Source organism: Streptomyces sp. NPDC048612, assembly GCF_043199295.1.
GTDB lineage: Bacteria > Actinomycetota > Actinomycetes > Streptomycetales > Streptomycetaceae > Streptomyces.
Window position 1 is genome coordinate 546,105 of record NZ_JBICVV010000003.1, and the last position, 22,182, is coordinate 568,286.

Annotated in this window: 20 protein-coding genes and 1 riboswitch; of the genes, 9 read left to right on the forward strand and 11 right to left on the reverse strand. The window is 72.2% G+C overall.

Features of this window, described 5'->3' with window-relative positions:
• Window positions 1–13 precede the first annotated feature (13 nt).
• Window positions 14–1,345, reverse strand: coding sequence for an aminotransferase class I/II-fold pyridoxal phosphate-dependent enzyme (locus ACGFN2_RS08535; protein WP_393358530.1), 1,332 nt, complete (start codon window positions 1,343–1,345; stop codon window positions 14–16).
• A gap of 35 nt (window positions 1,346–1,380) precedes the next feature.
• On the opposite strand from ACGFN2_RS08535, the gene ACGFN2_RS08540 reads away from it, so the two are divergent.
• Together ACGFN2_RS08540 and ACGFN2_RS08545 are read left to right on the forward strand one after the other, a co-directional pair.
• On the forward strand, window positions 1,381–2,046 hold the full coding sequence (locus tag ACGFN2_RS08540) for a pyridoxamine 5'-phosphate oxidase family protein (protein WP_393358532.1): 666 nt from the start codon (window positions 1,381–1,383) through the stop codon (window positions 2,044–2,046).
• A gap of 9 nt (window positions 2,047–2,055) precedes the next feature.
• The gene (locus ACGFN2_RS08545) at window positions 2,056–2,712 is read left to right on the forward strand and encodes an FMN-binding negative transcriptional regulator (protein ID WP_393358534.1); all 657 of its coding nucleotides are present in this window, start codon (window positions 2,056–2,058) and stop codon (window positions 2,710–2,712) included.
• A gap of 55 nt (window positions 2,713–2,767) precedes the next feature.
• On the opposite strand, the gene ACGFN2_RS08550 is transcribed toward ACGFN2_RS08545, so the two are convergent.
• The 3 genes from ACGFN2_RS08550 to ACGFN2_RS08560 form a co-directional block, all read right to left on the reverse strand.
• Entirely contained in the window at window positions 2,768–3,745 is a 978-nt protein-coding gene (locus ACGFN2_RS08550; RefSeq protein WP_393358536.1) for a DMT family transporter, read from the reverse strand.
• 177 nt (window positions 3,746–3,922) lie between these two features.
• Complete coding sequence (locus ACGFN2_RS08555; RefSeq protein ID WP_393358538.1) at window positions 3,923–5,089, reverse strand: DMT family transporter; 1,167 nt, start codon at window positions 5,087–5,089, stop codon at window positions 3,923–3,925.
• 49 nt (window positions 5,090–5,138) lie between these two features.
• Window positions 5,139–5,669: a Clp protease N-terminal domain-containing protein gene (locus ACGFN2_RS08560; RefSeq protein ID WP_393358540.1), complete on the reverse strand. Its 531-nt coding sequence runs from the start codon at window positions 5,667–5,669 to the stop codon at window positions 5,139–5,141.
• A gap of 301 nt (window positions 5,670–5,970) precedes the next feature.
• On the opposite strand from ACGFN2_RS08560, the gene ACGFN2_RS08565 reads away from it, so the two are divergent.
• Entirely contained in the window at window positions 5,971–6,399 is a 429-nt protein-coding gene (locus ACGFN2_RS08565) for an SRPBCC family protein (RefSeq protein ID WP_393358542.1), read from the forward strand.
• A 58-nt stretch (window positions 6,400–6,457) separates the two neighbouring features.
• Here ACGFN2_RS08565 and ACGFN2_RS08570 read toward each other — a convergent pair whose 3' ends face one another.
• Both ACGFN2_RS08570 and ACGFN2_RS08575 read right to left on the reverse strand, forming a co-directional pair.
• Entirely contained in the window at window positions 6,458–7,072 is a 615-nt protein-coding gene (locus tag ACGFN2_RS08570; protein WP_362606240.1) for a PadR family transcriptional regulator, read from the reverse strand.
• Window positions 7,073–7,256: 184 nt separating this feature from the next.
• Complete coding sequence (locus ACGFN2_RS08575; protein ID WP_393358545.1) at window positions 7,257–8,261, reverse strand: SDR family NAD(P)-dependent oxidoreductase; 1,005 nt, start codon at window positions 8,259–8,261, stop codon at window positions 7,257–7,259.
• A 316-nt stretch (window positions 8,262–8,577) separates the two neighbouring features.
• Here ACGFN2_RS08575 and ACGFN2_RS08580 point away from each other — a divergent pair, with 316 nt between their 5' ends.
• Both ACGFN2_RS08580 and ACGFN2_RS08585 read left to right on the forward strand, forming a co-directional pair.
• Window positions 8,578–9,114 (forward strand): GNAT family N-acetyltransferase, encoded by a 537-nt coding sequence (locus ACGFN2_RS08580; protein ID WP_393358547.1) that lies wholly within the window; start codon window positions 8,578–8,580, stop codon window positions 9,112–9,114.
• A 150-nt stretch (window positions 9,115–9,264) separates the two neighbouring features.
• Complete coding sequence (locus ACGFN2_RS08585; protein WP_393358549.1) at window positions 9,265–10,086, forward strand: PhzF family phenazine biosynthesis protein; 822 nt, start codon at window positions 9,265–9,267, stop codon at window positions 10,084–10,086.
• 71 nt (window positions 10,087–10,157) lie between these two features.
• Here ACGFN2_RS08585 and ACGFN2_RS08590 read toward each other — a convergent pair whose 3' ends face one another.
• Window positions 10,158–10,967 (reverse strand): CPBP family intramembrane glutamic endopeptidase, encoded by an 810-nt coding sequence (locus tag ACGFN2_RS08590; RefSeq protein ID WP_393358551.1) that lies wholly within the window; start codon window positions 10,965–10,967, stop codon window positions 10,158–10,160.
• 193 nt (window positions 10,968–11,160) lie between these two features.
• On the opposite strand from ACGFN2_RS08590, the gene ACGFN2_RS08595 reads away from it, so the two are divergent.
• On the forward strand, window positions 11,161–12,948 hold the full coding sequence (locus ACGFN2_RS08595) for a substrate-binding domain-containing protein (protein WP_393358553.1): 1,788 nt from the start codon (window positions 11,161–11,163) through the stop codon (window positions 12,946–12,948).
• A 19-nt stretch (window positions 12,949–12,967) separates the two neighbouring features.
• Here ACGFN2_RS08595 and ACGFN2_RS08600 read toward each other — a convergent pair whose 3' ends face one another.
• On the reverse strand, window positions 12,968–14,521 hold the full coding sequence (locus ACGFN2_RS08600) for a glutamate-cysteine ligase family protein (RefSeq protein ID WP_393358555.1): 1,554 nt from the start codon (window positions 14,519–14,521) through the stop codon (window positions 12,968–12,970).
• 591 nt (window positions 14,522–15,112) lie between these two features.
• Here ACGFN2_RS08600 and ACGFN2_RS08605 point away from each other — a divergent pair.
• Complete coding sequence (locus ACGFN2_RS08605) at window positions 15,113–15,700, forward strand: hypothetical protein (protein WP_362606256.1); 588 nt, start codon at window positions 15,113–15,115, stop codon at window positions 15,698–15,700.
• A 331-nt stretch (window positions 15,701–16,031) separates the two neighbouring features.
• On the forward strand, window positions 16,032–16,226 hold the full coding sequence (locus ACGFN2_RS08610; protein WP_362606258.1) for a DUF5999 family protein: 195 nt from the start codon (window positions 16,032–16,034) through the stop codon (window positions 16,224–16,226).
• 69 nt (window positions 16,227–16,295) lie between these two features.
• On the opposite strand, the gene gcvP is transcribed toward ACGFN2_RS08610, so the two are convergent.
• The gene (gcvP, locus tag ACGFN2_RS08615) at window positions 16,296–19,181 is read right to left on the reverse strand and encodes an aminomethyl-transferring glycine dehydrogenase (protein WP_393358558.1); all 2,886 of its coding nucleotides are present in this window, start codon (window positions 19,179–19,181) and stop codon (window positions 16,296–16,298) included.
• 188 nt (window positions 19,182–19,369) lie between these two features.
• A riboswitch (glycine riboswitch) is annotated at window positions 19,370–19,466 on the reverse strand.
• A 114-nt stretch (window positions 19,467–19,580) separates the two neighbouring features.
• Here gcvP and ACGFN2_RS08620 point away from each other — a divergent pair.
• On the forward strand, window positions 19,581–19,964 hold the full coding sequence (locus ACGFN2_RS08620; protein ID WP_393358560.1) for a PRC-barrel domain-containing protein: 384 nt from the start codon (window positions 19,581–19,583) through the stop codon (window positions 19,962–19,964).
• Here the strand turns inward: ACGFN2_RS08620 and ACGFN2_RS08625 are convergent.
• Both ACGFN2_RS08625 and ACGFN2_RS08630 read right to left on the reverse strand, forming a co-directional pair.
• Window positions 19,874–21,337 carry a DNA polymerase IV gene (locus ACGFN2_RS08625; protein ID WP_393358562.1) on the reverse strand — a complete coding sequence of 488 codons (1,464 nt, stop codon included), beginning with the start codon at window positions 21,335–21,337 and terminating at the stop codon, window positions 19,874–19,876. The genes ACGFN2_RS08620 and ACGFN2_RS08625 overlap by 91 nt on opposite strands.
• Before the next feature lie 67 nt (window positions 21,338–21,404).
• Window positions 21,405–22,010 (reverse strand): MerR family transcriptional regulator, encoded by a 606-nt coding sequence (locus tag ACGFN2_RS08630; RefSeq protein WP_393358564.1) that lies wholly within the window; start codon window positions 22,008–22,010, stop codon window positions 21,405–21,407.
• Window positions 22,011–22,182: the final 172 nt, after the last annotated feature.

Consider the following 22,182-nt stretch of genomic DNA (forward strand, 5'->3'; position numbering starts at 1 on the left):
CGCGCCCTACCCGTCACTCGTACCGCCGCACCTCCCCCACCCCCGTCGCCACGGCCACCGCGTCCGCCACCGGGGCGATGTCGTCGTCGGAGAGGCCGGAGACCGTGATGCGGATGCCGGGTGGCGAGTGCAGGCGGAAGCGCGCGCCGGGGGCCACCGCCCAGCCGGAGTGCAGGAGCCGGGCCACCGCACCGGTCTCGTCCGGGACCTGCACCCAGACGTTCATCCCGCTGCGGCCGCGCGCACGGACCCCGCGCTCGGCCAGCGCCCGTATCAGCGCCTCCCGCCGCAGGCCGTACGCCCCGGCCACGGCCTGCGGGTCGATCGCGGAGGTCCGCCACAGGTGCACGACCGTGTCCTGGAGCAGATGACTGATCCAGCCCGGCCCGAGGCGCTGCCGGCCGCCCACCCGGTCGATGGTCAGCGCATCACCGGTGAGCACCGCGAGCCGCAGGTCGGGACCGTACGCCTTGGCCGTCGAACGGACCAGTACCCAGTGGTCGGTGATGCCCGTGAGCGGATGGAGCGGGAGGTCGACGATGCCATGGCCGTGGTCGTCCTCGATGAGGAGGATGCCGGGGTTTTCGGCCAGGAGGGTGCGGAGTTCGGCGGCGCGGGCCCGGCCGATGGCGGCGCCGGTGGGGTTCTGCGCCCGGTCGGTGATGATCACGGCACGGGCTCCGTCCTGGACCGCGCGCGCCAACTGCTCCGGCAGCGGCCCGTCGTCATCCACCTCCACCGGGACGGGACGCAGTCCGAGTGCCGGGATGAGGTCCAGCAGGCTGCCCCACCCCGGGTCTTCCACCGCCACGGCGTCGCCGGGCCGCAGATGGGCGGCCAGCACCCGCTCGATGGCGTCCAGTGAGCCGCTGGTGACGGCGACGGGGGCCTCGGTCACGCCGTCGGCGGCGAACGCCGCGCGGGCGAGGGCCGCGAGATCGTCGTCCACGGCAGGTGTGCCGTAGAGCGCGGGGCGCCGGGCGCTGCGCGCGGCCGCCTCGGCCAGCGCCCGCTCCAGCGGGGGCAGCAGGGACGGATCGGGGTTTCCATCGGAGGCGTCCCGGACGCCCGGCGGCACCTCCACCCGCAGTGCCTCGCGTGAGGTGCTCGCGGGGCGCGGGCGCACCCGGCTGCCGCGCCGGCCCGAGGTCTCGATCACCCCGCGGTCGCGGAGATTGCGGTAGGCGGCCGCGACCGTATTCGGATTGACCTCCAGATAGACGGCCAACTCCCTGAGCGGTGGCAGCAGTTCACCCGGCATGAGCGCGCCCGCACCGACGGCCCGCTCGACGCTGGCGGCGATCTCCGATGCGCGCCGCCCTTCAATCCGATACTCTCCTAGCACAAACTTGATTATGCACTAGTGCAATGGAGTTCGCAATGTCCCGAGCCGCGTCGTACGAACCGACCGAGCGCACGACCCCCACCCGCGCCGGCGCCCGCGCCGCCTACGACCACGAGACGGTGCACGCCATCCTCGACGCGGGCTATGTCTGCCACCTGGGCTTCGTCCGCGACGGCGCCCCGGTCGTCCTGCCGACGCTCTACGGCCGGGTCGGCGATCGCCTCTATCTGCACGGCTCGACCGGGTCCCGCCCCCTGCGGATGGCCGGTGCGGCGCCGGACCCGGGCCTGGAGGTGTGTGTGACGGTCACCCATGTCGACGGTCTGGTGCTGGCCAAGTCGGCGTTCCACCACTCCATCAACTACCGCTGCGTCGTGGTGCACGGCACCGCGCACCAGGTGACCGACCCGGAGGAGAAGACCGCCGCGCTCGACGCGCTCGTCGATCATGTGCTGGCCGGGCGCGCCGCGGACTCCCGGCCCGGCAACGCCAAGGAACTCGCGGCCACGGCCGTGATCCGCCTCGATCTGCGCGAGGTCTCCGCCAAGATCCGCACCGGCGGCCCCAACGACGAGCCGGAGGATCTCGCGCTGCCGTACTGGAGCGGCGTGCTGCCCGTGGCCCCCGTATACGGCGCCCCCATACCGTCCGAGGACCTCGCGCCGGGCACACCCGAGCCGGCGTACCTCTCCGCCCGCTGAGGAGTCCCCGTGCTGATCCACCCCTGGGACGCCCCCACCGACGACACCGAGTGGCAACAGTGGCTCGCGGTACACGACTTCGGCCAGCTGGCCGCCAACGGAGGGCCCGGCGAGCCGCCCATGGTGCAGCCACTGCACTTCGCCTACGACCCGGCCCGCCACGAGGCGGTGACCCATCTGGCCCGGCCCAACCCCCTCTGGAGCGCGCTGGCGGACCGGCCGACGGTGCTGCTGAGTGTGGTGGACGACTACACCTTCATCCCCGGCCCCTGGCAGGCCACCGAGGACCAGCCGCCCGAACACGGCGTTCCCACCAGCTTCTATGCCGCGGTCCAGCTGATCTGCACCGCCCATGTCGTGGACGCCCCGGAGGAGAAGGCGGCACTGCTGCGGCGCCAGACGGGCCACTTCCAGCCGGACGGCGGCTCGGCGCCGGTCACCGCGGGCGCGGCCCCGTACGGACGGCTGCTGTCCGGCATCCGCGGCCTGCGCCTGGAAGTGCGGGAGGTCCGGGCCAAGTTCAAGTACGGGGGCAAGCGGAGCGAGGCGGTGCAGCACCGTGTCTCGGAGCGCCTCGCCGAGCGGGACGGCCCCGGGGACGCGGCGGCGCGCACCCACCAGCAGCGCAGACTGGCCGCGGCCGCCAAAGGGAAGCCCGCTTCCTGACCGGCTCCGCTCCCCCGCGGGGCCCGGCCGCCACCGCCGGCCGGACCCCGCGCCCTCAGCCCACCACCGGCGCCGCCGTCCGTGCGGCCGCCACCGCTCCGCGCGCCTCGGTCACCGCCAGCGCGGCAACGGCCGTCAGCAGCACCCCCGTTCCGACCGCCGTCGCCACCGTCAGCCGCTCCCCGAGGAACAGCACCGCGATGGCCGCGGCCGACACCGGTTCGATCAGGGAGATCACGGACGCGGTCGCGGCGCGGACGGCCGCCAGGCCGGCGAAGTACAGCCCGTAGGCCAGCGCCGTCGGCACCGCCGCGATATAGCCCAGCAGGCAGAGGCTGCGGACCAGATCGTGCGCCTGGGGCCACAGCCCCTCCACTACGGCGAGCGGCAGCAGGGCCAGCGCACCGACCGCGAAGGCACCGACCGTCGAGGCGTACGGATCACTGCCGCCGGCCTTGCCCAGCCGCCGGGTGATCAGCGTCATCGCGGCGCAGCCGCCCGCCGAGAGCAGCGCCCACCCGACACCGGCCGGCCGGACGGACGTGCCGCCGTCGCCGCCGAGTACCAGGACCGCCAGCCCGGCCAGCGCCCCGGTGACGGCCAGGGCCCCGCCCGCGCCGAGCCGTTCGCCCATCGTCACCCGCGCCCCGATGGCGATGAGGACGGGACCCGCCCCCATGGTGACGACGGTGCCCACGGCCAGCCCGGTCGCTTCGACGGCGGCGAAGTAGGCGGCCTGGAAGACGGCGAGGGCGAGGCCGGTCAGCACCGTCCGGGTCAGGCGGCTGCGCAGCGGTTCGTACGGCGCCGGGACCGCGGCGAGGCCGGAGCGGCGGCGCAGCAGCGCCCGTACGGCGAGCAGCAGGACCAGCCCGCCGAAGGTGCGCCAGAAGGTGAGGGCGAGCGGGCCCAGTCCGCTGCCGCGGTAGAGGAGGGCGGCGGCCGCGCCCGCGGTGCCCCAGGCGGTCGCGGCGAGCGTGACGTACAACAGCCCCCGGCCCACGGGCAGGGCGGAGGAAGGAGTGGTGTGCATGGAAGACGTGCTCCGGGAGATACAGACGGCGTGCTGCGCCGTGCGGTGGTCGCGTGGTCCCGTGTGCAGGCAGCGACCAGCGGCCCGGGAACCAGCCCGGGCCGGGGTTTCCTCGGAGGCCGCCGCCCGCGTTACGCGGCGGGAGGGGGCAGCACAGTCGAATGCATGATCGGCACCCTATGTCGCACAGGAACCGGCCGACAAGTCATCCCCGGTCCGGGCCGCGGACGCCGGAGCAGCCGGCGAGGCCGAGGACCCGATGCCCCCGATCGCCCCTTCGCCCGTCCCCGTCCCCGTCCCGGCGCCGGCCACCCGCACCGTCTCCGTCGACTTCGGCTTGGCCGACTGCGCGATGAAGGCGCCGGTCAGCACGACCACCCCACCGACGATCTGCGGTGCGGAGAGATGCTCCCCGAGCAGGACCCAGGCCAGCACCGTCGCGATGACCGCCTCCAGACAGGCGACCACGCCGGCCACCTGCGGCGAGAGCCGGCGGATCGACACCACTCCGGTCAGGTAGGCCGCCACCGTCGCGATCAGCACGATCCAGGCGAGCAGCAGAGCGGCAGACACCTGAGTGCCGTTCAGCTCCGCTGCCCCGCCGAGTACGGCCCAGTCCATGCCCCAGGGGCGGGCGATCACGGTGAGCAGAACGGTGCCGATCAGCAGGCCGTAGGCGGTCACCCCGAGCGGGTCCACCGCCTCGTCGCCGTCGGTGCCGTGGTCGGAGAGCACGAAGTAGCCGACCTGGCAGCAGGCCGCACCGAGGGCGAGCCCGAGGCCGAGGGCATCGAAGGTCAGCCCGGACCAGATCTCGACGACACAGGCCAGTCCGCCGACCGCCAGCACCACACCCACCGCCGCGGCCCGGGTGACCGGCCGTTTCTGCACGAAGCGGACCCAGCCCAGTACCAGGGCGGGCGCCAGATACTCGATGAGGAGCGCGACCCCGACCGGGATGCGGGAGAGCGCGGCGAAGTAGCACGCCTGGACGCCGGCGACGGCGAGCAGCCCGAAGCCCGCGAGCAGCGCGGGCCGGCGGCGCGGCAGATCCCGGTGGCGCCAGGCGAGCGGCAGCATCACCAGCGCCGCCCCGGCCACCCGCAGCCAGGTGACCTGGAGCGGTTCGAGACCGGCGGAGATCAGGGGCTTGGCGGCGACGCCCGATCCGCCGAAGGCGAGCGCGGACACCAGGGCGATCCCGAGGCCGGCACCGCGCCCTCCGGCCGTCCGGCGCCGCCCCTCCCCGGGGGCGGGTGATGGCTGCTGGGCCCCCAAGGACCCGGATATTCCCTGGCCCGAGCCGGTCGATGCTCCTGCCGGGCTCCCCGAAGACGCGTGCATCCGGCCATCATGGCAGCCGTCGTCAGCAGTGCCACCCCCGAGACCCCTGTCAGTCCTGGCCGGGACGCTCCCCGTCCAGCCGCTCGGCGAGCCGGGCGGTGTCGACGGAGGCCCGGCGCAGCACCTCGACGGCTCGCGATTCGGGGTCGTCGACGAGAGCAGCGAGCAGGTCGAGGCAGCCCGCGCGGGTGGCGTAGCGGGTGTGGGCACGGTCCAGCGCGCCGTCCAGGGCGGCGGCCGCGGCCGGTGACCATCCGGGGACGGCACCCTCGGAGACCACGGGGACCGCGCCGGAGTCCTCGACGGTGCCGTGCCACTGGAGTCCGTAGCCGATGCTGCGCTGGACGAGATAGCCGAGCAGCCGCGCGACCTGCGGTGGTCCGTCGAAGGTGTCCCGTACCGCGGGGTCCGATTCCAGAAGGCCGTGCAGCAGATGCGCGGTGTCGACCTGCCGGTCGCCGTCGCGGGTGGCCCGCCTGCGGGCAGCGGACACGACCGACGCGAGTTCGACGGTGAGCTGTGTGTCGAGGTCCTCCGGGGCGGGACTGCCGCCGCCACTGTACGCAGTACGGTTTTGCACAGCCCCCACCCCACCAGCCCCCGGGAACCGCGACATCACCGGCGGGAAGCATTTGCGCCTCCCACGCTGGTTGCGCACGTCCACACCCGATCTCATCCTCACGGAGGAGAGGTGCGGATTTCATGGAGGCCGGACATACGGGGCGGGACGACTCCCCGGCCGCCACGGCGCCTCCGTACCACCCGCGCCCATCAAGAACTGACACCCCGTCAGCAAAGGCGGCCCGCACCCTTGAACCTTCACCCCGGCGGGGATACGTTCCGCGGCACCAGCCGGGGATCGTCACCGAAGGGGTGGTCACATGGCCGAAGTCACCGCGCAGGCCCGTATCGAGGCACCGGCCGAGAAGGTCTGGGAGCGGCTCACCGACTTCGACTCCTACAGGGAGTGGAACGCCACCCACACCGCCTTCCCCAAGGGCGGCCCGGAATCGCTGGAGGTGGGCGCGGGATACGAGGAGAACATGAAGCTGATGGGCTTCCCCGCGGAGGTCCTCTGGACCGTGCGGGAGCTGATCCCGGGCCGGCTGCTCGACGTCGAGGGCAAGGGCCCGATGGGCGTCAGCCTGGGGATGCGCTACGAACTCACCCCGGACGGCGGGGCGACGGGCGTACGGATCGACGGGACGTTCACCGGCGCCGCGGTCTCACTGATGGCCGGCAAACTCAAGGACTCGGCGGGCGCCGCGCTGCACGAGTCGCTGCGCAAGCTCGCCGCCCTGGTCGTCTGACCCTTCGGGGGCCGTCCCGCACCCCGGCCCCCGAAGGCTCCACCCCCGTTCTCCCCGCTCAGTCCTCCTCGGCGAGGATCAGGTACAGCTCCTTGCGCGCCTTGTTGACCACCGCCATGGCCTTCTCCCGCTGCTCGGGACTGCCGGTGGCCCACACCTGACGGAACGCCTCGACCAGGCCGCCGCCCGCCTTGCGGATCTCGTTCATCGCATCCCAGTCGACACCGCGGCCGGCGTCCTCCCAGGGGGCGTCCGAGCCGCTGTCGGCCTCGGCGCGCCCGGCGTCGGTCAGCGAGAACAGCTTCTTGCCGCCCTCACTGGCGCTGGCGATCAGACCCTCGTCCTCCAGGAGCTGCAGCGTCGGATAGACCGAGCCGGGGCTGGGCTTCCACGCGCCGCCGCTGCGCTCGGCGATCTCCTGGATCATCTCGTAGCCGTGCATCGGACGGTCCTTGAGCAGCGCCAGGATCGACGCCCGCACATCGCCACGGCGCGCCCGGCCGCGCGGCCCACCGCGCCCCCGACCACCCCCGAAGGGCGGCCCTCCGAAAGGCGGCCCGAAGGGACCGAAGGCCGAGCGCCGCCGCTCCCAGCCGCCCGCGAAGTCGCCACGGCCTCCGGGGCGCCCGGGTCCGCAGTGCTCATGTCCGTGTTCATGTCCGTGGGAACGCATGATGACGTCCTCCCCATCCTTATCGTTGATCGGTCGCGATGCCTCAACGATATATCGGGAGTGTTCGTAGAAGCAAGGCCTCGACTCCGAACCCGGCTCGCCGAAGCGGTGCCCGGCGCTCTGCCGGTCCCGAAGCGACTGTCCTGTGTCAGGAGATCTCGACCGCCCGTCAGGTCTCCTCCGGTCAGGCGTCTCCTTGGCCGCGCTCGGGCGCTGGGCCTTCGGCCGCACCGGACCTTGTCGGTGCGGTGAACGTCAGGTCGCTGCCGGTCAGGTCGCGGCTGGCCGCCCATAGCCGTGCCGCTGTCGTGGTGTCGGCGAGGTGGCTCCAGAGGGGTTCGTTCCTGGGCGTACCGCGCAGCCCGAACAGTCGGGGACTCCACATCTGGCCGCCGCGGACGCCCGGGTCGAGCACGGCCCGCACAGCGGGCCATGCGGCGGCGTCCTTGCCCTGGACGAGAAGACGGAGCGGCAGACGGCTGAGCCGCTCACCGGCGGTCCGGACATGGAACGGCGGGCGCGACGGCGTGAGGGAGTCGAGCGCGCCGCCGGGATGAACGACCACGCTCAGCGTCGTGCTGCCGGCAGCACGCAGGCGGCGGTCGAGTTCGAAGCCGAAGAGCATCTGGGCCAGCTTCGACCGCGCATAGGAGCGCTTGGACTGGTAGTCGTGCGTGCTCTGGAGATCGTCGAGGTCCAGGCGTTCGGACTTGGCGGCGAAACTGCCGGTGGTGACGATCCGGCTCCCCGGGGTTGCCGCGAGCAGGGGCGCCAGGTGGTGGGTCAGCGCGAAGTGCCCCAGGTGGTTGGTGGCGAGCATCAGCTCGTGGCCGGCTGTGGTTTCGCGGCGCGGTGGATCGTCGAGCGCCACACCGGCGTTGTGGACGACGGCGTCGAGGCGATCCACTCCGAGCACGTCCACGGATGCCTTGAGCGAAGCGAGATCGGCCAGGTCCAGGGGCAGGTGCGTCACCTTGGCGCCGGGAACGCGCGAGGTGATGGAAGCGATCGCGTCCTCGGCCTTCGTCCTGGAGCGGCTGCCGAGAACGACCGTGGCCCCGGTGCCGGCGAGCTGCTCGGCGACGAAATACCCGATGCCCGCGTTGCCTCCGGTGACCAGGAAGACCTTTCCCTCGGCCTGTGGCAGCCGGTGGACGTCCCACTGCGGGACCTGGGGTACGGCGGGCATGGCGGGCTCCCGGAAACTCGGAGTGGTCTGGAGGCGGGCGACCGCACATCCGAAGACGGCCACGCCCGGTTCCCACAGTCGTAGGCGCCACCGACATCCCGCCGACAGCCGGCCGACAGTGGGCAAGCCCGGTGCGGCAACAGCCGCAGCCTCCCGCACCGATCAAGACAAGTGGCACAAACCCTCCGGCCGTCACGATCGCTCGCGTCACGGGACAGCGACCGCTGGATCAGCCTCGCCGGTGAGAGACCGGGCCGGTGGGTTGGCCGATTCTCGATTCTTGATCGCCTCCGGGCCCGCTGATTGGCTGGCCGGTATGACTGAACTCGGGCCCGTCGCATGGCCGCCTGCCCCGATCAGGACCGAGCGGCTCGTGCTCCGGGAGCCCGAGGTCCGGGACCGCACGGCGGCCATCGAGCTGCTGGCCTCGCCGGAGGTGGGCACCTACCTCGGTGGCGCGCGGCCGCGTGACGAGCTCGAGCGCACGATCCCCGGCGCGCCCGGCCGGCGCCCGGGCCTTTTCATCGTCGATCTCGACGGAGCGATGATCGGCCAGGTCATGCTCACCAGAGACACGGGGCACCTTCGACAGGCTGCCGGAAGGGCCGAACTCGGCTACCTGTTCCTGCCGCGGGCCTGGGGACACGGATACGCCGGCGAGGCGTGCGCAGCGGCACTCGACTGGTTCGCCGGCGCGCTTCCCGGCGAACCGGTGGTGCTCGCCACCCAGACCGCCAACACCCGCTCGATGCGCCTCGCGGCGAAGCTGGGATTCACCGAGGAAGAACGGTTCGAGGCGTACGGCGCCGAGCAGTGGTTCGGCGTGTGGTCCCCGGCCACACCGTCCGCCTGAGCTCCTCCTCGTCTCCCCGGGACAGGCCACCGGTAGCGCCACCCGACACCCGACAAGCCACTCGCACGGGCCACCGCCACCCCGCTCACCGTCCAATTCCCCCCGATTGGCCTTGGCCCACGGGTTCCCGGCGCCTCTACGCTCGCGGCCATGAGGATTCGCATCGTCGACGCCTTCAGTGAGCGTCCGTTCGCCGGCAACCCCGCGGGAGTCGTCCTGCTCGACTCCGCCGCCTTTCCCGATACGGCCTGGCTCCAGCGCGTCGCCGCCGAGGTCAATCTCTCCGAGACCGCCTTCGCACACCCGCTGCCCGCGGGCGGCGACGCCGACTGGGCGCTGCGCTGGCTCACCCCGGCCGCCGAGGTGAACATGTGCGGGCACGCCACTCTGGCCACCGCGCATGTGCTGCACACGACGGGGACGGCCACGGGTACGGTCCGCTTCCGCACCCGTAGCGGGGTACTGGCCACTACGGCCGACGACAGCGGGGCGATCACCATGGACTTCCCGACCGCCCCGCTCACCCCCGTCGAGGTACCGGCAGTGGTCGCGGACGCACTGGGCACCGCGATCCGCTCCGCTCACGACACCGGCCCCGGCGTCGGCGACCTCCTGGTCGAGCTGGCCGACGAGCGGTCCGTACGGGCGCTGGCCCCGGACCTGAAGGCGCTCGCCGGGCACGGCGGCCGCGGGGTGATCGCCACCGCGCGCGCCGAAGACCCCGACGGCGGCTACGACTTCCTCTCGCGCTGCTTCTTCCCCTCGGTGGGCATCGACGAGGACCCGGTGACGGGCAGCGCGCACACCGCGCTCGCCCCGTTCTGGTCAGCGCGCCTGGGCCGCGCCAACCTGGTCGGCTGGCAAGGCGGCGCCCGCACCGGCTTCGTACACACCGAACTGCGCGGCGACCGGACCCTGCTGACCGGTTCAGCGGTCACCGTCATCGACGGGGAACTACTGGCCACCGGCTGAACCGGCCGGTACGGCGGCCGCCCACGGAAGGCGCGGCAGGCACCGATGGTGCCCCGCGCCTTCCCGGGGGCTCACGGCGTCGGCAGCCACCCCACCCGGCCCGCGAGCAGCGCGTAGCCCACGAACGCCACGATGTCGATCAGTGCGTGGGCAGCGACCAGCGGCCCCACCCGCCCCCACCGCCGGTAGAGCAGGACGAAGAGCACGCCCATCACCATGTTGCCGACGAAGCCGCCGATGCCCTGGTAGAGGTGGTAGGAGCCGCGCAGCACCGAGCTGGCCGCGAGCGCCGCCAGCGGTGACCAGCCCAATTGCCCCAGCCTGCGCAGCAGATACCCGACGACGATGACCTCCTCCAGGACGGCGTTCTGCACCGCGGAGGCGATCAGCACCGGAATCTTCCACCACACGTGGGGCAGCGCCTCGGGGACCACCGTCAGATTGAATCCGGCCGTCCGCGCGCCCAGATAGAGCAGCAGACCGCTGCCACCGATGACGACCGCCAGCCCGAGACCGCGGCTCAGGTCGAAGACGGGCCGCCGCCGGTCGAACCCGATCACCCGCAGCCCCCCGGCCCGTTCCCGCAGCAGCAGATGCGCCACCAGCACCACCGGCACCAGCGCGGAGGCGATACCGAACAGCTGCCAGGCGAGATCCAGCCAAGGACGCCCGGGCGCATGAGAGCCGTTGAGCGTCGCCGCCTGATCCTTGAGCCCGCCGGGCTTGGTCACCGACCCGATGAAGCTGATCAGCGCCGACAGCCCGCTGGCCCCCAGCGAGAGGGCCAGGACGATCCACGTCTCGCTCCGCAGAATGCCCCGGGCCGGCTCCCCCACGAGCCCGTCACCAGGCCCTTGACCTGGAACGTCCGCATCGGCCACGGGACTTGTATCCGACTGCACACTTCCTCCGCTTCCGCCGTTACCGCCTCGGTGCCACCACCGCCCCGCTAGGGTCTCGGCAGCAGGTCCGAAGATCGCGCACGACAGGCCGGGGACGGGCGCCATCCCGATGGCGCGATTTCCCCTACCGGCGCATCCTGGTCGAGCTCCGAGAAGGAGAGGCGCTACCGCAATGGGACGACACAGCTTGCCCGACGGACCCGTACCGGCGCGCACGGGGGCCCGCCGAGGGGTACCTCCGCGCACGCTCGTCCTCGCCGCCGGCGTGGCGCTGGCCGTCGCCGCCGGCGCGGTCGTGGCGCTGGACACGGGTCTGCTCGCGTTCGGCGGACCGTGCGGCGGCGAGGCGACACAGCTGGCGGTGGCGGCCTCGCCCGATATCGCCCCGGCGATCGAGGCGGTGGCCGAGTCGGCGCGGAAGGAGGCGATACGCACCGACGGCAGATGTCTGGACGTCAAGGTCACCCCACGGGCCGCCCACGAGATCGCCGACGCCTTCGCGCAGCGGCCGGTCGATCCCGAATTCCAGGTCTGGATACCGGATTCGAGCCTGTGGGTGGACCGGGTCGGCGCCGAGCGCGGCACCCCGCTGGCCACCGCCGGTACCCTCGCCTCGTCCCCGGTCGCACTGGGCGCCGTGCCCCAGGCCGCCAGGTCGCTGGGCTGGCCGGCGAAGACCTATACCTGGACGGAACTGACCCGGGCCACGACCTCCGGCGACGCCCTCCACCTCGGCGTCGCCGACCCCTCCCACAGCGCCACCGGACTGCTCTCCCTGGCCCGCCTCAGCGCCGCCGACGCCAAGGCGGCACCGGACCCCGCCGCCGCGGACACCCGCACCGCCGCCACGGCACGGCTGCTCAACCAGCGGGCCGCGGAAGACGACCGGCAGGCCATGGCCACCCTGCCCCGCGACGGCTCCACCGCCGAGCAGCGCAATCCGCGCCGCAACCAGGCGCTGCTGCTGTCCGAGCAGGCCGCCTTCGCCCACAACAGACGTGCGGACGGCGGGCCGGAGCTGGACCTGCTCTACCCGAAGGACGGCACGGCCCGGCTCGACTACCCGTACACCCTGGTCGACAACAGTGAGACGTCCCCGGACCAGTCGCGCGCCGCCAACCGCTTCATGACGCTGCTGAGCGAGCCCGCCGGCCAGCGTGAGCTGCGCCGGTCCGGCTTCCGGGGCCCCAACGGCGAGGCCGACCCGAAGGTGGTCCGCGCCGCCGGCGGGCGCGCGCCCCAGCCGTACTCCGCCGACGCCGCCGAGCCGCCGACGGCGAAGGAACTCCAGGCCCTGATGGGCATGTGGACGATCACGGTGCAGAGCGCCCGGCTCTCCACCGTCGTGGACGCCTCGTCCTCGATGAGCGCACCCGTCCCGGGACACAGCGGCCGGTCCCGTATGGACCTCGCCAAGAACTCCCTCCTCCAGGCGCTGACCACCTTCACCTCCGACGACGAGATCGGGCTGTGGAAGTTCGCCACCTCGCTCGGCGGCGACACGGACTATGTGGAGCTGTCCCCCACCGAGCGGCTCGGCGGCCGGGGCAAGGACGGCGGCACCCACCGCGAAGCGCTCGCCGGCGCCTTCCGCTCGCTGGCCCCCGAGCCGCAGGGCGCCACCGGCCTGTACGACACCACGCTCGCCGCCTACGAGAAGGCCCGCTCGTCCTATGCGAGCGGGAAGTTCAACGCGCTGGTCGTCGTCACCGACGGCACCAACGACGACGCCCACGGCATCGGTCTCGACGCCCTGGTGAGCAAGCTGGAGAAGCTCTCCGACCCGAAGCGGCCGGTGCCGCTGATCGCCCTCGCGGTCGGCCCGGAGGCCGACACCTCGGCCCTGGCCCGCCTCGCCGCGCCGACCGGCGGCTCGACACACCGGGTCAGCGACCCGTCGCAGATCCACCAGGTGATGCTCAAGGCCATCATGGCGGCAGGCGGCGACGGACCACGCTGAACGGCTGCGGGACTCCGGGCTACGCCCCCTCGGTCGCCGCCTGCCGTGGTTCCGGTACGGCGGCGCGCCCACCCACGGACCAGGCGACCGGCCAGGTGTGCACCGGCTTCCCCGTGTGCATCAACTCGCTGTAGCGCCGGGTCATCGCGGCGAGCGCGGCATCCCGGTCCAGGCCCTGGCGCCGCGCGTGGTGGAAGGCCGCGGCCTGCCAGGACGCCCCGTTCACCCGGCGCCGGCAGCGCTCGTCGATGATGCCGAGGTAGTGGTCACGGTCGGCCGGCTCCACGCCCCAGGCGTCCAGCCCGCGTGCCGCCAGCGGCAGCAGCTCCTCGCGCACCAGCCGTACGGCCGGGATGCCCGCGGTTCCGCCCGACCGCCCGGGACGCGGCCATTCCAGGGTGGCGTCGATGCCGTACCGGCAGGCGGTGTCGAAGTTGTGGGCCGCCGCGGCGAACGGCAGCCGCGACCAGACCGGACGCGGCTCCTCGGCCAGCACCCGCACCAGGCCGTAGTAGAAGGCGGTGTTGGCGATGACGTCGGTGACGGTGGGGCCGGCCGGCAGCACCCGGTTCTCGACCCTGAGGTGCGCGACACCGTCGGCGACCGCGTAGACGGGGCGGTTCCAGCGGTAGACCGTGCCGTTGTGCAGGACCAGTTCGGCCAGGTCGGGCACCCCGCCCTCATCGAGGATGCGCAGCGGCTCCTGTGGCCCGCACACCGGCAGCAGCGGCGGGTAGTAGCGCACGTTCTCCTCGAACAGGTCGTACGCGGAGTCGATCCAGCGCTCACCGAACCAGGTACGGGGGCGCACACCCTGGGCCTGCAGCTCGGGCGAGCGGGTGTCGGTGGCCTGCTGGAAGACCGGCGGCCGCGACTCGCGCCACAGCTCACGGCCGAAGAGGAACGGCGAGTTGGCGCCGACCGCCACCTGTACCGCGGCGATGGCCTGTGCCGCGTTCCAGACGGCGGCGAAGCGGCCCGGCGTCACCTGGAGATGCAGCTGGACCGACGTACAGGCGGCCTCCGGCGCGATCGAGGGCGAGCGGGAGACCAGGTGCTCGACGCCCCGGATGTCCAGGGCGAAGTCCTCGCCGCGGGCCGCCCGCATCTGGTCGTTGAGAAGGACGTAACGGTCGTTCTCGGAGAGGCTGGCGGCCGTGAGGTCGGTGGCGTGCAGGGTCGGCAGAATGCCGATCATCACGATCCGGGCGGCGACCTCCCTGGCCTTCCTTTCCGCATAGCCGAGCCCCGTACGGAGTTCCTCGGCGAGCTGGTCGAGCACCCGGCCGCTCAAGCGGTGCGGCAGGATGTTGACCTCTAGGTTGCACTGGGCGAGTTCGGTCTGGAAATCACCACTGGCGATGCGCTCCAGTACTTGAGTGTTCATCATGCGGGGCAGTCCGTCGGCGCCGGCGAGATTGAGTTCGATCTCCAGCCCCATAAGATCTCTGGGACGGTCGAACCGCTTCTCCGCCAGGAGCCGGTGCAATCCCTCAAGGCAGTCGTGCAGCTTTCTTCGGTAACGCTCCCGGTCCGCCAGGTCGATCCCGTCCGCAGCGACCTTCTCCCCCATCGAAGGGTCCCTCCTTCAGTGAACAGCCCGCGGCCACGGGCCACTTGGGGCCGTCCCCGACACCGCCGGGGTTCGCGCTACGGTCGATGATGCCCACAGCAATCTGATCAATAACGCCGCGACGGCATGCCGGTGCCGATAGGCTCGAAGTGGTGCAGCATCCGGCACGGCCCACAGGCATATCTGCTCGGCAATCACCAGCGGCAATTCGTTTGTGAGAAAGACCGGCCAGTTCCGGCCTACCGCGCCACCGCGGCAATACGAGGTGGCGTCCCCGAAACGCCGCACAAAGCGGTGGAAAGCACCTCGCACAGCGGTCCTGATTTCCCCTTGCCGGAAATCCACAAGGCCGGTAGCAGAAACACTTTCGGAACATACGTCGTATAAACTCCGCTTACGAGGCAGAGACTTGGCGCCCAGCGTCCAGGCGCTCTCACCGACTCCGGGCACCGCGGCCGACCCCGCCGGGCCGCGGCCCCGAACCGGCCATGCTCTGACCCCGCCCGCAGACAACGCCGTTTGCACCCGCCACGCACCACCGTGTCTCCGAGCCACGCTCCGCCGTGTCTCCGAAGTGAGAGGCGACCCACCATGCCGCTGCACCTTCCCCCTGCCCCCGCGCCCGCCCTGCGCAGTGTTCTCGCCGCTCTCGGCTCGCCCTCCGCGGTCCGCGAGGCCCCGGTCTCCGCGCTGCGCGCCCATCAGGGCCCGCTCAGCCCCGACCACCCGCTGCCCATCCACGTCTGGGACGACATCAGCCGGGCCGGCGGCACCCCGCACACCCGGCTGGCCGGCTGGAGCTTCCTGATCCGCGGCGGGGAGCGGGCCGTGGCGGCCGCCGAGACGGTCCTCACCGCGGACGGCTGGACCTTCGGGCGCTTCTGCGGCGGCCCCTACGTCGCCGCGACCGAGCGGGCACTGGCCCAGGCCGAGTCACTCGCCACGCCCTACCAGCCGCGTCTGCTGTCAGTACCCGAGCTGTACATGCTCACGCTGTGGCTGCATCACGACCTCGCCTCCGACGGCGCCGGGGGGCTGCCCGCACCCGCCGACCTGCTGGTGCCGCTGGCGCCCGCCCCGCCGGGTATCGCCGCGCACCGCCCCCAGCACCTCGCCGACCTGCTCCCCCGGCTCACCCTGCGCCTCGCCCCCGCGCCGCTCCTCGCCGAACCCGCCTGACCCGGCGGCGCCGCCCCGAGTTGCGGCGCCCGCCGTCCCGCCCGAGCGTGCCCCGCGGCCCCGTCCGGCCACGGGGCGCTCACGCGTGCTCACCCACGCGGCCTAGTCCGCGGATACCACTGCCAACCCTCTTGGGGAGGAGTGCAATTGGGAGCAACCGCCCGCACGGGTGACGCGTCCCTACCGAGTGAGTACCGCTGCTGCGAAATCCCTGCGGAATCGCGTCCGTGGGGCAACACTGGGACCGACCGACAGAAACGGGGGAGCGGCCATGAACCCCTCATCGAGCCGCACGACGACGTTCACCTCACCGCAGCGAAAGACAACTTCCATGTGCCAGCACCAACCGCCATGCCCGTCAGCAGACTCCACCGACCGGGAGGCCGCACACCTTGTGGCGCACCATCCGGAGCAGGGCTGGAGCCTGCTCTGCAACGGCGTCCTGCTCTTCGAGGACACCGGTGAGCTGCTCCCGGACGGGCAGGTCATCGCCCCGCACCGCGCCCGGGTCGGCGCCGCCGCCTGACCCGCCGCGCTCACCACGAACCACAGGGCCCCCGGCAGATCTGCCGAGGGCCCTTGCTGCTGCCGTGGGTCAGTTGTCGTACTCGTCCAGCGGCGGGCAGGAGCAGACGAGGTTTCGGTCGCCGTAGGCACCGTCGATCCGGCGCACCGGCGGCCAGTACTTCTCGGCGACGGAGACACCGGCCGGGAAGACGGCCTCCTCACGGGTGTACGGGTGCGTCCAGTCCCCACCGAGCGCGCCCGCGGTGTGCGGGGCGTTGCGCAGCGGGTTGTCGTCCTTGTCCCACTCCCCCGAGCCGACCTTCTCGATCTCCGCACGGATCGCGATCATCGCGTCACAGAACCGGTCCAGCTCCGCGAGGTCCTCGCTCTCCGTCGGCTCGATCATCAGCGTGCCGGCCACCGGGAACGACATCGTCGGCGCGTGGAAACCGTAGTCGATCAGCCGCTTGGCCACATCGTCGATGCTCACACCGGTCGCCTTGGTCAGTGGCCGGACGTCGATGATGCACTCGTGCGCCACCAGGCCGCCGGGGCCGGTGTAGAGCACCGGGTAGTGCGGCTCCAGACGCTTGGCGATGTAGTTCGCGCTGAGGACCGCGACCTGGGTGGCGCGCTTGAGGCCCTCACCGCCCATGAGCCGGACGTACGCCCAGGAGATCGGCAGGATGCCGGCCGAGCCCCAGGGAGCGGCGGAGATCGGCCCGACGCCCGTCTCGGGGCCGGCGCCCGGCTGCAGCGGGTGGTTGGGCAGGTACGGCGCCAGGTGGGCGCGCACACCGACCGGGCCGACACCGGGGCCACCGCCGCCGTGCGGGATGCAGAACGTCTTGTGCAGGTTCAGGTGCGAGACGTCGCCGCCGAACTTGCCGGGCTCGGCGAGCCCGACCAGCGCGTTGAGATTGGCGCCGTCGACGTAGACCTGACCGCCGGCCTCGTGCACCGCCGCGCAGATCTGGGTGATGTGCTCCTCGAACACCCCGTGGGTGGAGGGGTAGGTCACCATCAGGACCGCGAGTTCGTCACGGTGCTTCTCGATCTTGGCGTGCAGGTCGTCGGTGTCGACCTCGCCGTCCTCACCGGTCTTGACGACGACGACCTTCATCCCGGCCATCACGGCGCTGGCGGCGTTGGTGCCGTGCGCCGAGGACGGGATCAGGCAGACCGTGCGCTGCTCGTCGCCGTTGGCACGGTGGTAGGCGCGCACGGCCAGCAGGCCGGCCAGCTCGCCCTGCGACCCGGCGTTCGGCTGGATGGAGACCTTGTCGTAGCCGGTGACCGTGGCCAGCCGCTCCTCCAGCTCCTGGATGAGCGTGAGGTAGCCCTCGGCCTGGCCGGCCGGCGCGAACGGGTGCAGCTGGCCGAACGCGGGCCAGGTGACCGGCTCCATCTCGGTGGTGGCGTTCAGCTTCATCGTGCAGGAGCCGAGCGGGATCATGCCGCGGTCCAGCGCGTAGTCCTTGTCGGCGAGGGTGCGCAGGTAGCGCAGCATCGCCGTCTCGGAGCGGTACTCGTGGAAGACCGGGTGCGCGAGGTAGTCGTCGTGGCGCAGCAGCCCCTGCGGCAGCGCCTCGGCCGCGGCCGCGTCCAGCTGCTCGACGTCGCCCTGCACCCCGAAGGCGCTCCAGACACCGGCCAGCTGCGCCCGCCCGGTGGTCTCGTCACAGGCGATGCCCACCAGGTCCGCGTCGACCTGCCGGAGGTTGACACCGGCCTCGCGGGCGGCGGCGACGACGTCGGCGGCCCGGCCGGGCACCCGCGCGGTCAGGGTGTCGAAGTACGCGTCGTGCACGATCTCCACCCCGCCGGCCCGCAGGCCCTCGGCGAGGACCGCGGCGTAGCGGTGGGTGCGCCGGGCGATGGTCCGCAGGCCCTCGGGCCCGTGGTAGACCGCGTACATCCCGGCCATGACGGCGAGCAGCACCTGCGCGGTGCAGATGTTGCTGGTGGCCTTCTCCCGGCGGATGTGCTGCTCACGGGTCTGCAGCGCCAGCCGGTAGGCCTTGTTGCCGTCGGCGTCGACGGAGACGCCCACCAGACGTCCGGGGAGGCTGCGGGCGAACTGGTCACGGACGGCCATGAAGCCGGCGTGCGGTCCGCCGAAGCCCATCGGGACACCGAAGCGCTGGGTGGTGCCGACGGCGATGTCCGCGCCCAGCTCACCGGGTGAGGTGAGCAGCGTCAGGGCGAGCAGGTCGGCGGCGACGGTGACGATCGCGCCCAGCTCGTGGGCCTGCTCGATGAGGGCGCGGGGGTCGCGCACCGCACCGGAGGCGCCCGGGTACTGGAGCAGCACACCGAACACACCGCGCTCGGCGATCTCGGCCGGGATGCCGTCGGACAGGTCCGCGACCACGACCTCGACGCCGGTGGGCTCCGCACGGGTCTCGATCACGGCGACGGTCTGCGGCAGACAGTCGGCGTCGACCAGGAAGACGCCCTGCTTGACCTTGCCGACACGGCGGGAGAGCGCCATCGCCTCGGCGGCGGCGGTGCCCTCGTCCAGCAGCGAGGAGCCGGAGGTGGGCAGTCCGGTCAGGTCGGCGACCATGGTCTGGAAGTTCAGCAGCGCCTCGAGGCGGCCCTGCGAGATCTCCGGCTGGTAGGGCGTGTACGCCGTGTACCAGGCCGGGTTCTCCATGACGTTGCGCAGGATCACCGGCGGGGTGAACGTGCCGTAGTAGCCGAGACCGATCATGGAAGCGAGGACCTGGTTGCGGTCCGCCAGGCCCTGGAGCTCCTTGAGCACCTCGGCCTCGGTACGGGCCTGCGGCAGGCCGAGCGCCTCGGCGCTCTTGATCACATCGGGCACGGCGGTGGCGGTGAGCTCGTCCAGCGACCCGAAGCCGATGTGCGCGAGCATCTTCGCCTGCGCCGCCTGGTCGGGACCGATGTGCCGGCGCTCGAAGGGGGTGCCGCTTTCCAGCTCGGTCAAGGAGATGCGATTGGTGGTCATCTGCGGGGGCCTCCTGGTCGGTGCGACCTACGAGGGGCACCACGGCGCGGGTGCCCGGACGGCCTCCCCCTCTGTCATCTAACCTGAGAGCTTCACCGGCCCGCCCAGGAGCGGCCCGGCTTTCACCGTCGGTGAGGAGGGGTCCCGGCGCTGTGCCTTCCGTGGCCCGCCCTGCTTTCCAGAGTGACCTCGTCCATGCGGTACGGGTGCCTGAGAGATTCCGGGGAGGAGTTGCTCCTTCGGCGCCCTGGTCGCGAACGACAAGGACTCTCCCGCACGGGGTCTGCGGCCAATCGCCAGCCTACCAGCGTGGCTCTCGAAGGCTCCTTCGAGTGGCCGGGGCATGAAATGTGCCGTTTGGTAGTTGTCACAGGGCAGTTGCGACCAATTGGAGGGGCCGTGCAAACCGATATCGATCCCCGAAGCCTGATCGGCCGCAAAGCATTCGACCGTAACGGCGCGAAAATAGGGACCATCGACGAGGTCTACCTCGACGATGCGACGGGGGAACCGGAGTGGGCGGCCGTACGCACCGGACTCTTCAGCCGGGATGCGTTCGTCCCCCTGGAACCCAGCAAAATGGCCGAAGAGGGACTGCACATTCCTTACGACCGCAAACTGATCAAGGACGCCCCGGACTTCGGCGTGGGCCGTCATCTCTCCCCTGAGCAGGAACTTCAGCTCTATCACCACTATCGCCTGGATACTTCTTCCCCGACCTCCGATCCGGTGCCGGGCTCCGGCGACACCAACTTCGGCAAGATCGCCGGCTCGGACGACTGACCATCCGCCGGCGCCCCGCCCACCAGCGGCAGGGGCTCCCCCGGCCGCAGCGCCGGGTCCTCGACAGCGAAGGTCCGCACCCTCCCCGGTGCGGACCATGGCGTTTCGAAGCGGACGGTCACCCTCCCCACCCCGCTCCCCTGCACCCAGCCGGCGCCGTACTCCTCGTGCACCACGTCCAGCCCCGGATGCCAGCGCCGCGGCGGCTCCTCCTCGGCCTCCCGCCGCTCCACGCCCCCGGCAGCCCGCTCCGCCGCCGCGGCAGCGGCCGCCGCGGCCGACTCCGCCGCCTCCCGCTCCGTCGCGAGCTGGGCGAACAGATCCTCCTGCGTGAAGTCCGCCAGCCCGCTGACCCCCACGCCCAGCAGCCGCACCCCGCCGGTGGTGTCCACCGTCTCCAGCAGGCGCACAGCAGCCTCCCGTATCACCGCCGGATCGTCGGTGGGCCCGCGGAGCGTCTCGGAACGGGTCAGCGTCGAGAAGTCGTAGTTGCGCACCTTGATGACCACCGTCCGCCCGGAACGCCCGGCCGCCCGCAGTCGCTGGACGCACCGGTCCGCCAGCCGCAGCACCTCGCTCCGCACCCGCGTCCGGTCGGTCAGGTCCACCTCGAAGGTGTCCTCGACGGAGATCGACTTGGCGTCCCGCTCGGCCACCACCGGCCGGTCGTCCTGCCCCAGCGCCATCCCATACAGCCCCGCGCCGTGCGCCCTGCCCAGCAGCCGCACCAGCTCCGCCTCACCGGCCTCCGCGGTCTCCTGGACGGTATGAATCCCGGCCCGGCGCAGCGTCTCGGCCGTCGCGGGCCCCACCCCGGGCAGCGTCCGCACCGTCATCGGGCCCAGCAGCTCCCGTTCCGTGCCCGGCTCGATCACCACCAGGCCGTCCGGCTTGGCCGCCTCGGAGGCGATCTTCGCCAGCATCTTCGCCCCGGCCAGCCCCACCGAGCCGGTCAGCCCCGTCGCGGACCGGATGTCCCGCCGCAGTTGCTCCCCCACGGCCCGTACGGCCGCCCCTTCGGCCGGCACCCCGCCCGCCTCCAGATCGACGAACGCCTCGTCCAGGCTCAGCGGCTCCACCAACGGCGACAGCGTGTGCAGCAGCTCCATCACCGCCTCACTCACCTGGCGGTACAGGGTGAAGCGAGGACTGAGATAGGCGGCGTTGGGGCACAGCCGACGCGCCTGGGCCGTCGGCATCGCGGACCGGACCCCGAAGACCCGCGCCTCGTACGAGGCCGTGGAGACCACACCGCGGCCGCCGACCCCGCCGACCACCACCGGCTTTCCGCGCAGGCTCGGTTTGGCCGCCTGCTCGGCGGCCGCGAAGAACGCATCCATGTCCAGATGCAGGATCGTCGGCGCGGGTCTCACATCTCCGATGCTGCCCCATGCCACTGACAATCGGCCCGATGCCGGGCCGCGCGCTCCGCCCGGGGACTCAGCCCGCGCGGTGACGCCGCCGCGCCAGCTCGTCCTGCGGGTTCTTCCCGATCAGCGTCTCGCCCGTGTCGACGCGCTCCCCGTGGAGCTGTGACAGCGCGCCCTCCACGTCCCGCCAGACCACCCCGACGGCGATCCCGAAGACGCCCTGACCGCCCTGGAGCAGATCCACGACCTGGTCGGGCGAGGTGCACTCGTAGACCGTCGCCCCATCGCTCATCAGCGTCATCCGCGTCAGATCCGCCAGCCCGCGCGAGCGCAGATGCTGGACGGCGGTGCGGATGTTCTGCAGCGACACCCCGGTGTCCAGGAGCCGCTTGACGATCTTCAGGACCACGACGTCCCGGAAGCTGTAGAGCCGCTGGGTGCCGGAGCCGTAGGCCGGCCGGATGCTCGGCTCCACCAGGCCCGTACGCGCCCAGTAGTCGAGCTGCCGATAAGTGATGCCCGCTGCCGCACAAGCGGTCGGGCCGCGATAGCCGATGTTCTGAGCCTCGCAGTCCCCCGACACCGCCGCGGCCGGTGCCGGCGCAGGGTTCGCTGCCGCGCTCGAGTGGAGCGGCAACGCCCCTTCCGCCGCCATACCGTCGCCGGTGATTGCCACGCCGCCCTCCGTCCTCCACGTCCCGGACGGGACCTGCCACATCGACGGTATGCAGTCACTCGGGGTGCGTCAACGATCGCCGCGCTCGCCACGCCGAGTGATAATCACCCTACGAGTGGTTTCTCGTGACCTCGCACGGGGAAGGCCTGATTGTTTGGCCGGAATCAGGCGG

What these genes read in the sequence shown, in the direction of transcription:
- ACGFN2_RS08575 (WP_393358545.1), bottom strand. Translation starts at nt 8,261, where the DNA reads ATGCCCGCCGTACCCCAGGTCCCGCAGTGGGACGTCCACCGGCTGCCA.
- ACGFN2_RS08605 (WP_362606256.1), top strand. Translation starts at nt 15,113, where the DNA reads ATGCCGCTGCACCTTCCCCCTGCCCCCGCGCCCGCCCTGCGCAGTGTT.
- ACGFN2_RS08570 (WP_362606240.1), bottom strand. Translation starts at nt 7,072, where the DNA reads ATGCGTTCCCACGGACATGAACACGGACATGAGCACTGCGGACCCGGG.
- ACGFN2_RS08610 (WP_362606258.1), top strand. Translation starts at nt 16,032, where the DNA reads ATGTGCCAGCACCAACCGCCATGCCCGTCAGCAGACTCCACCGACCGG.
- ACGFN2_RS08580 (WP_393358547.1), top strand. Translation starts at nt 8,578, where the DNA reads ATGACTGAACTCGGGCCCGTCGCATGGCCGCCTGCCCCGATCAGGACC.
- ACGFN2_RS08585 (WP_393358549.1), top strand. Translation starts at nt 9,265, where the DNA reads ATGAGGATTCGCATCGTCGACGCCTTCAGTGAGCGTCCGTTCGCCGGC.
- ACGFN2_RS08600 (WP_393358555.1), bottom strand. Translation starts at nt 14,521, where the DNA reads ATGGGGGAGAAGGTCGCTGCGGACGGGATCGACCTGGCGGACCGGGAG.
- ACGFN2_RS08555 (WP_393358538.1), bottom strand. Translation starts at nt 5,089, where the DNA reads ATGCACGCGTCTTCGGGGAGCCCGGCAGGAGCATCGACCGGCTCGGGC.
- gcvP (WP_393358558.1), bottom strand. Translation starts at nt 19,181, where the DNA reads ATGACCACCAATCGCATCTCCTTGACCGAGCTGGAAAGCGGCACCCCC.
- ACGFN2_RS08540 (WP_393358532.1), top strand. Translation starts at nt 1,381, where the DNA reads ATGTCCCGAGCCGCGTCGTACGAACCGACCGAGCGCACGACCCCCACC.
- ACGFN2_RS08565 (WP_393358542.1), top strand. Translation starts at nt 5,971, where the DNA reads ATGGCCGAAGTCACCGCGCAGGCCCGTATCGAGGCACCGGCCGAGAAG.
- ACGFN2_RS08550 (WP_393358536.1), bottom strand. Translation starts at nt 3,745, where the DNA reads ATGCACACCACTCCTTCCTCCGCCCTGCCCGTGGGCCGGGGGCTGTTG.
- ACGFN2_RS08595 (WP_393358553.1), top strand. Translation starts at nt 11,161, where the DNA reads ATGGGACGACACAGCTTGCCCGACGGACCCGTACCGGCGCGCACGGGG.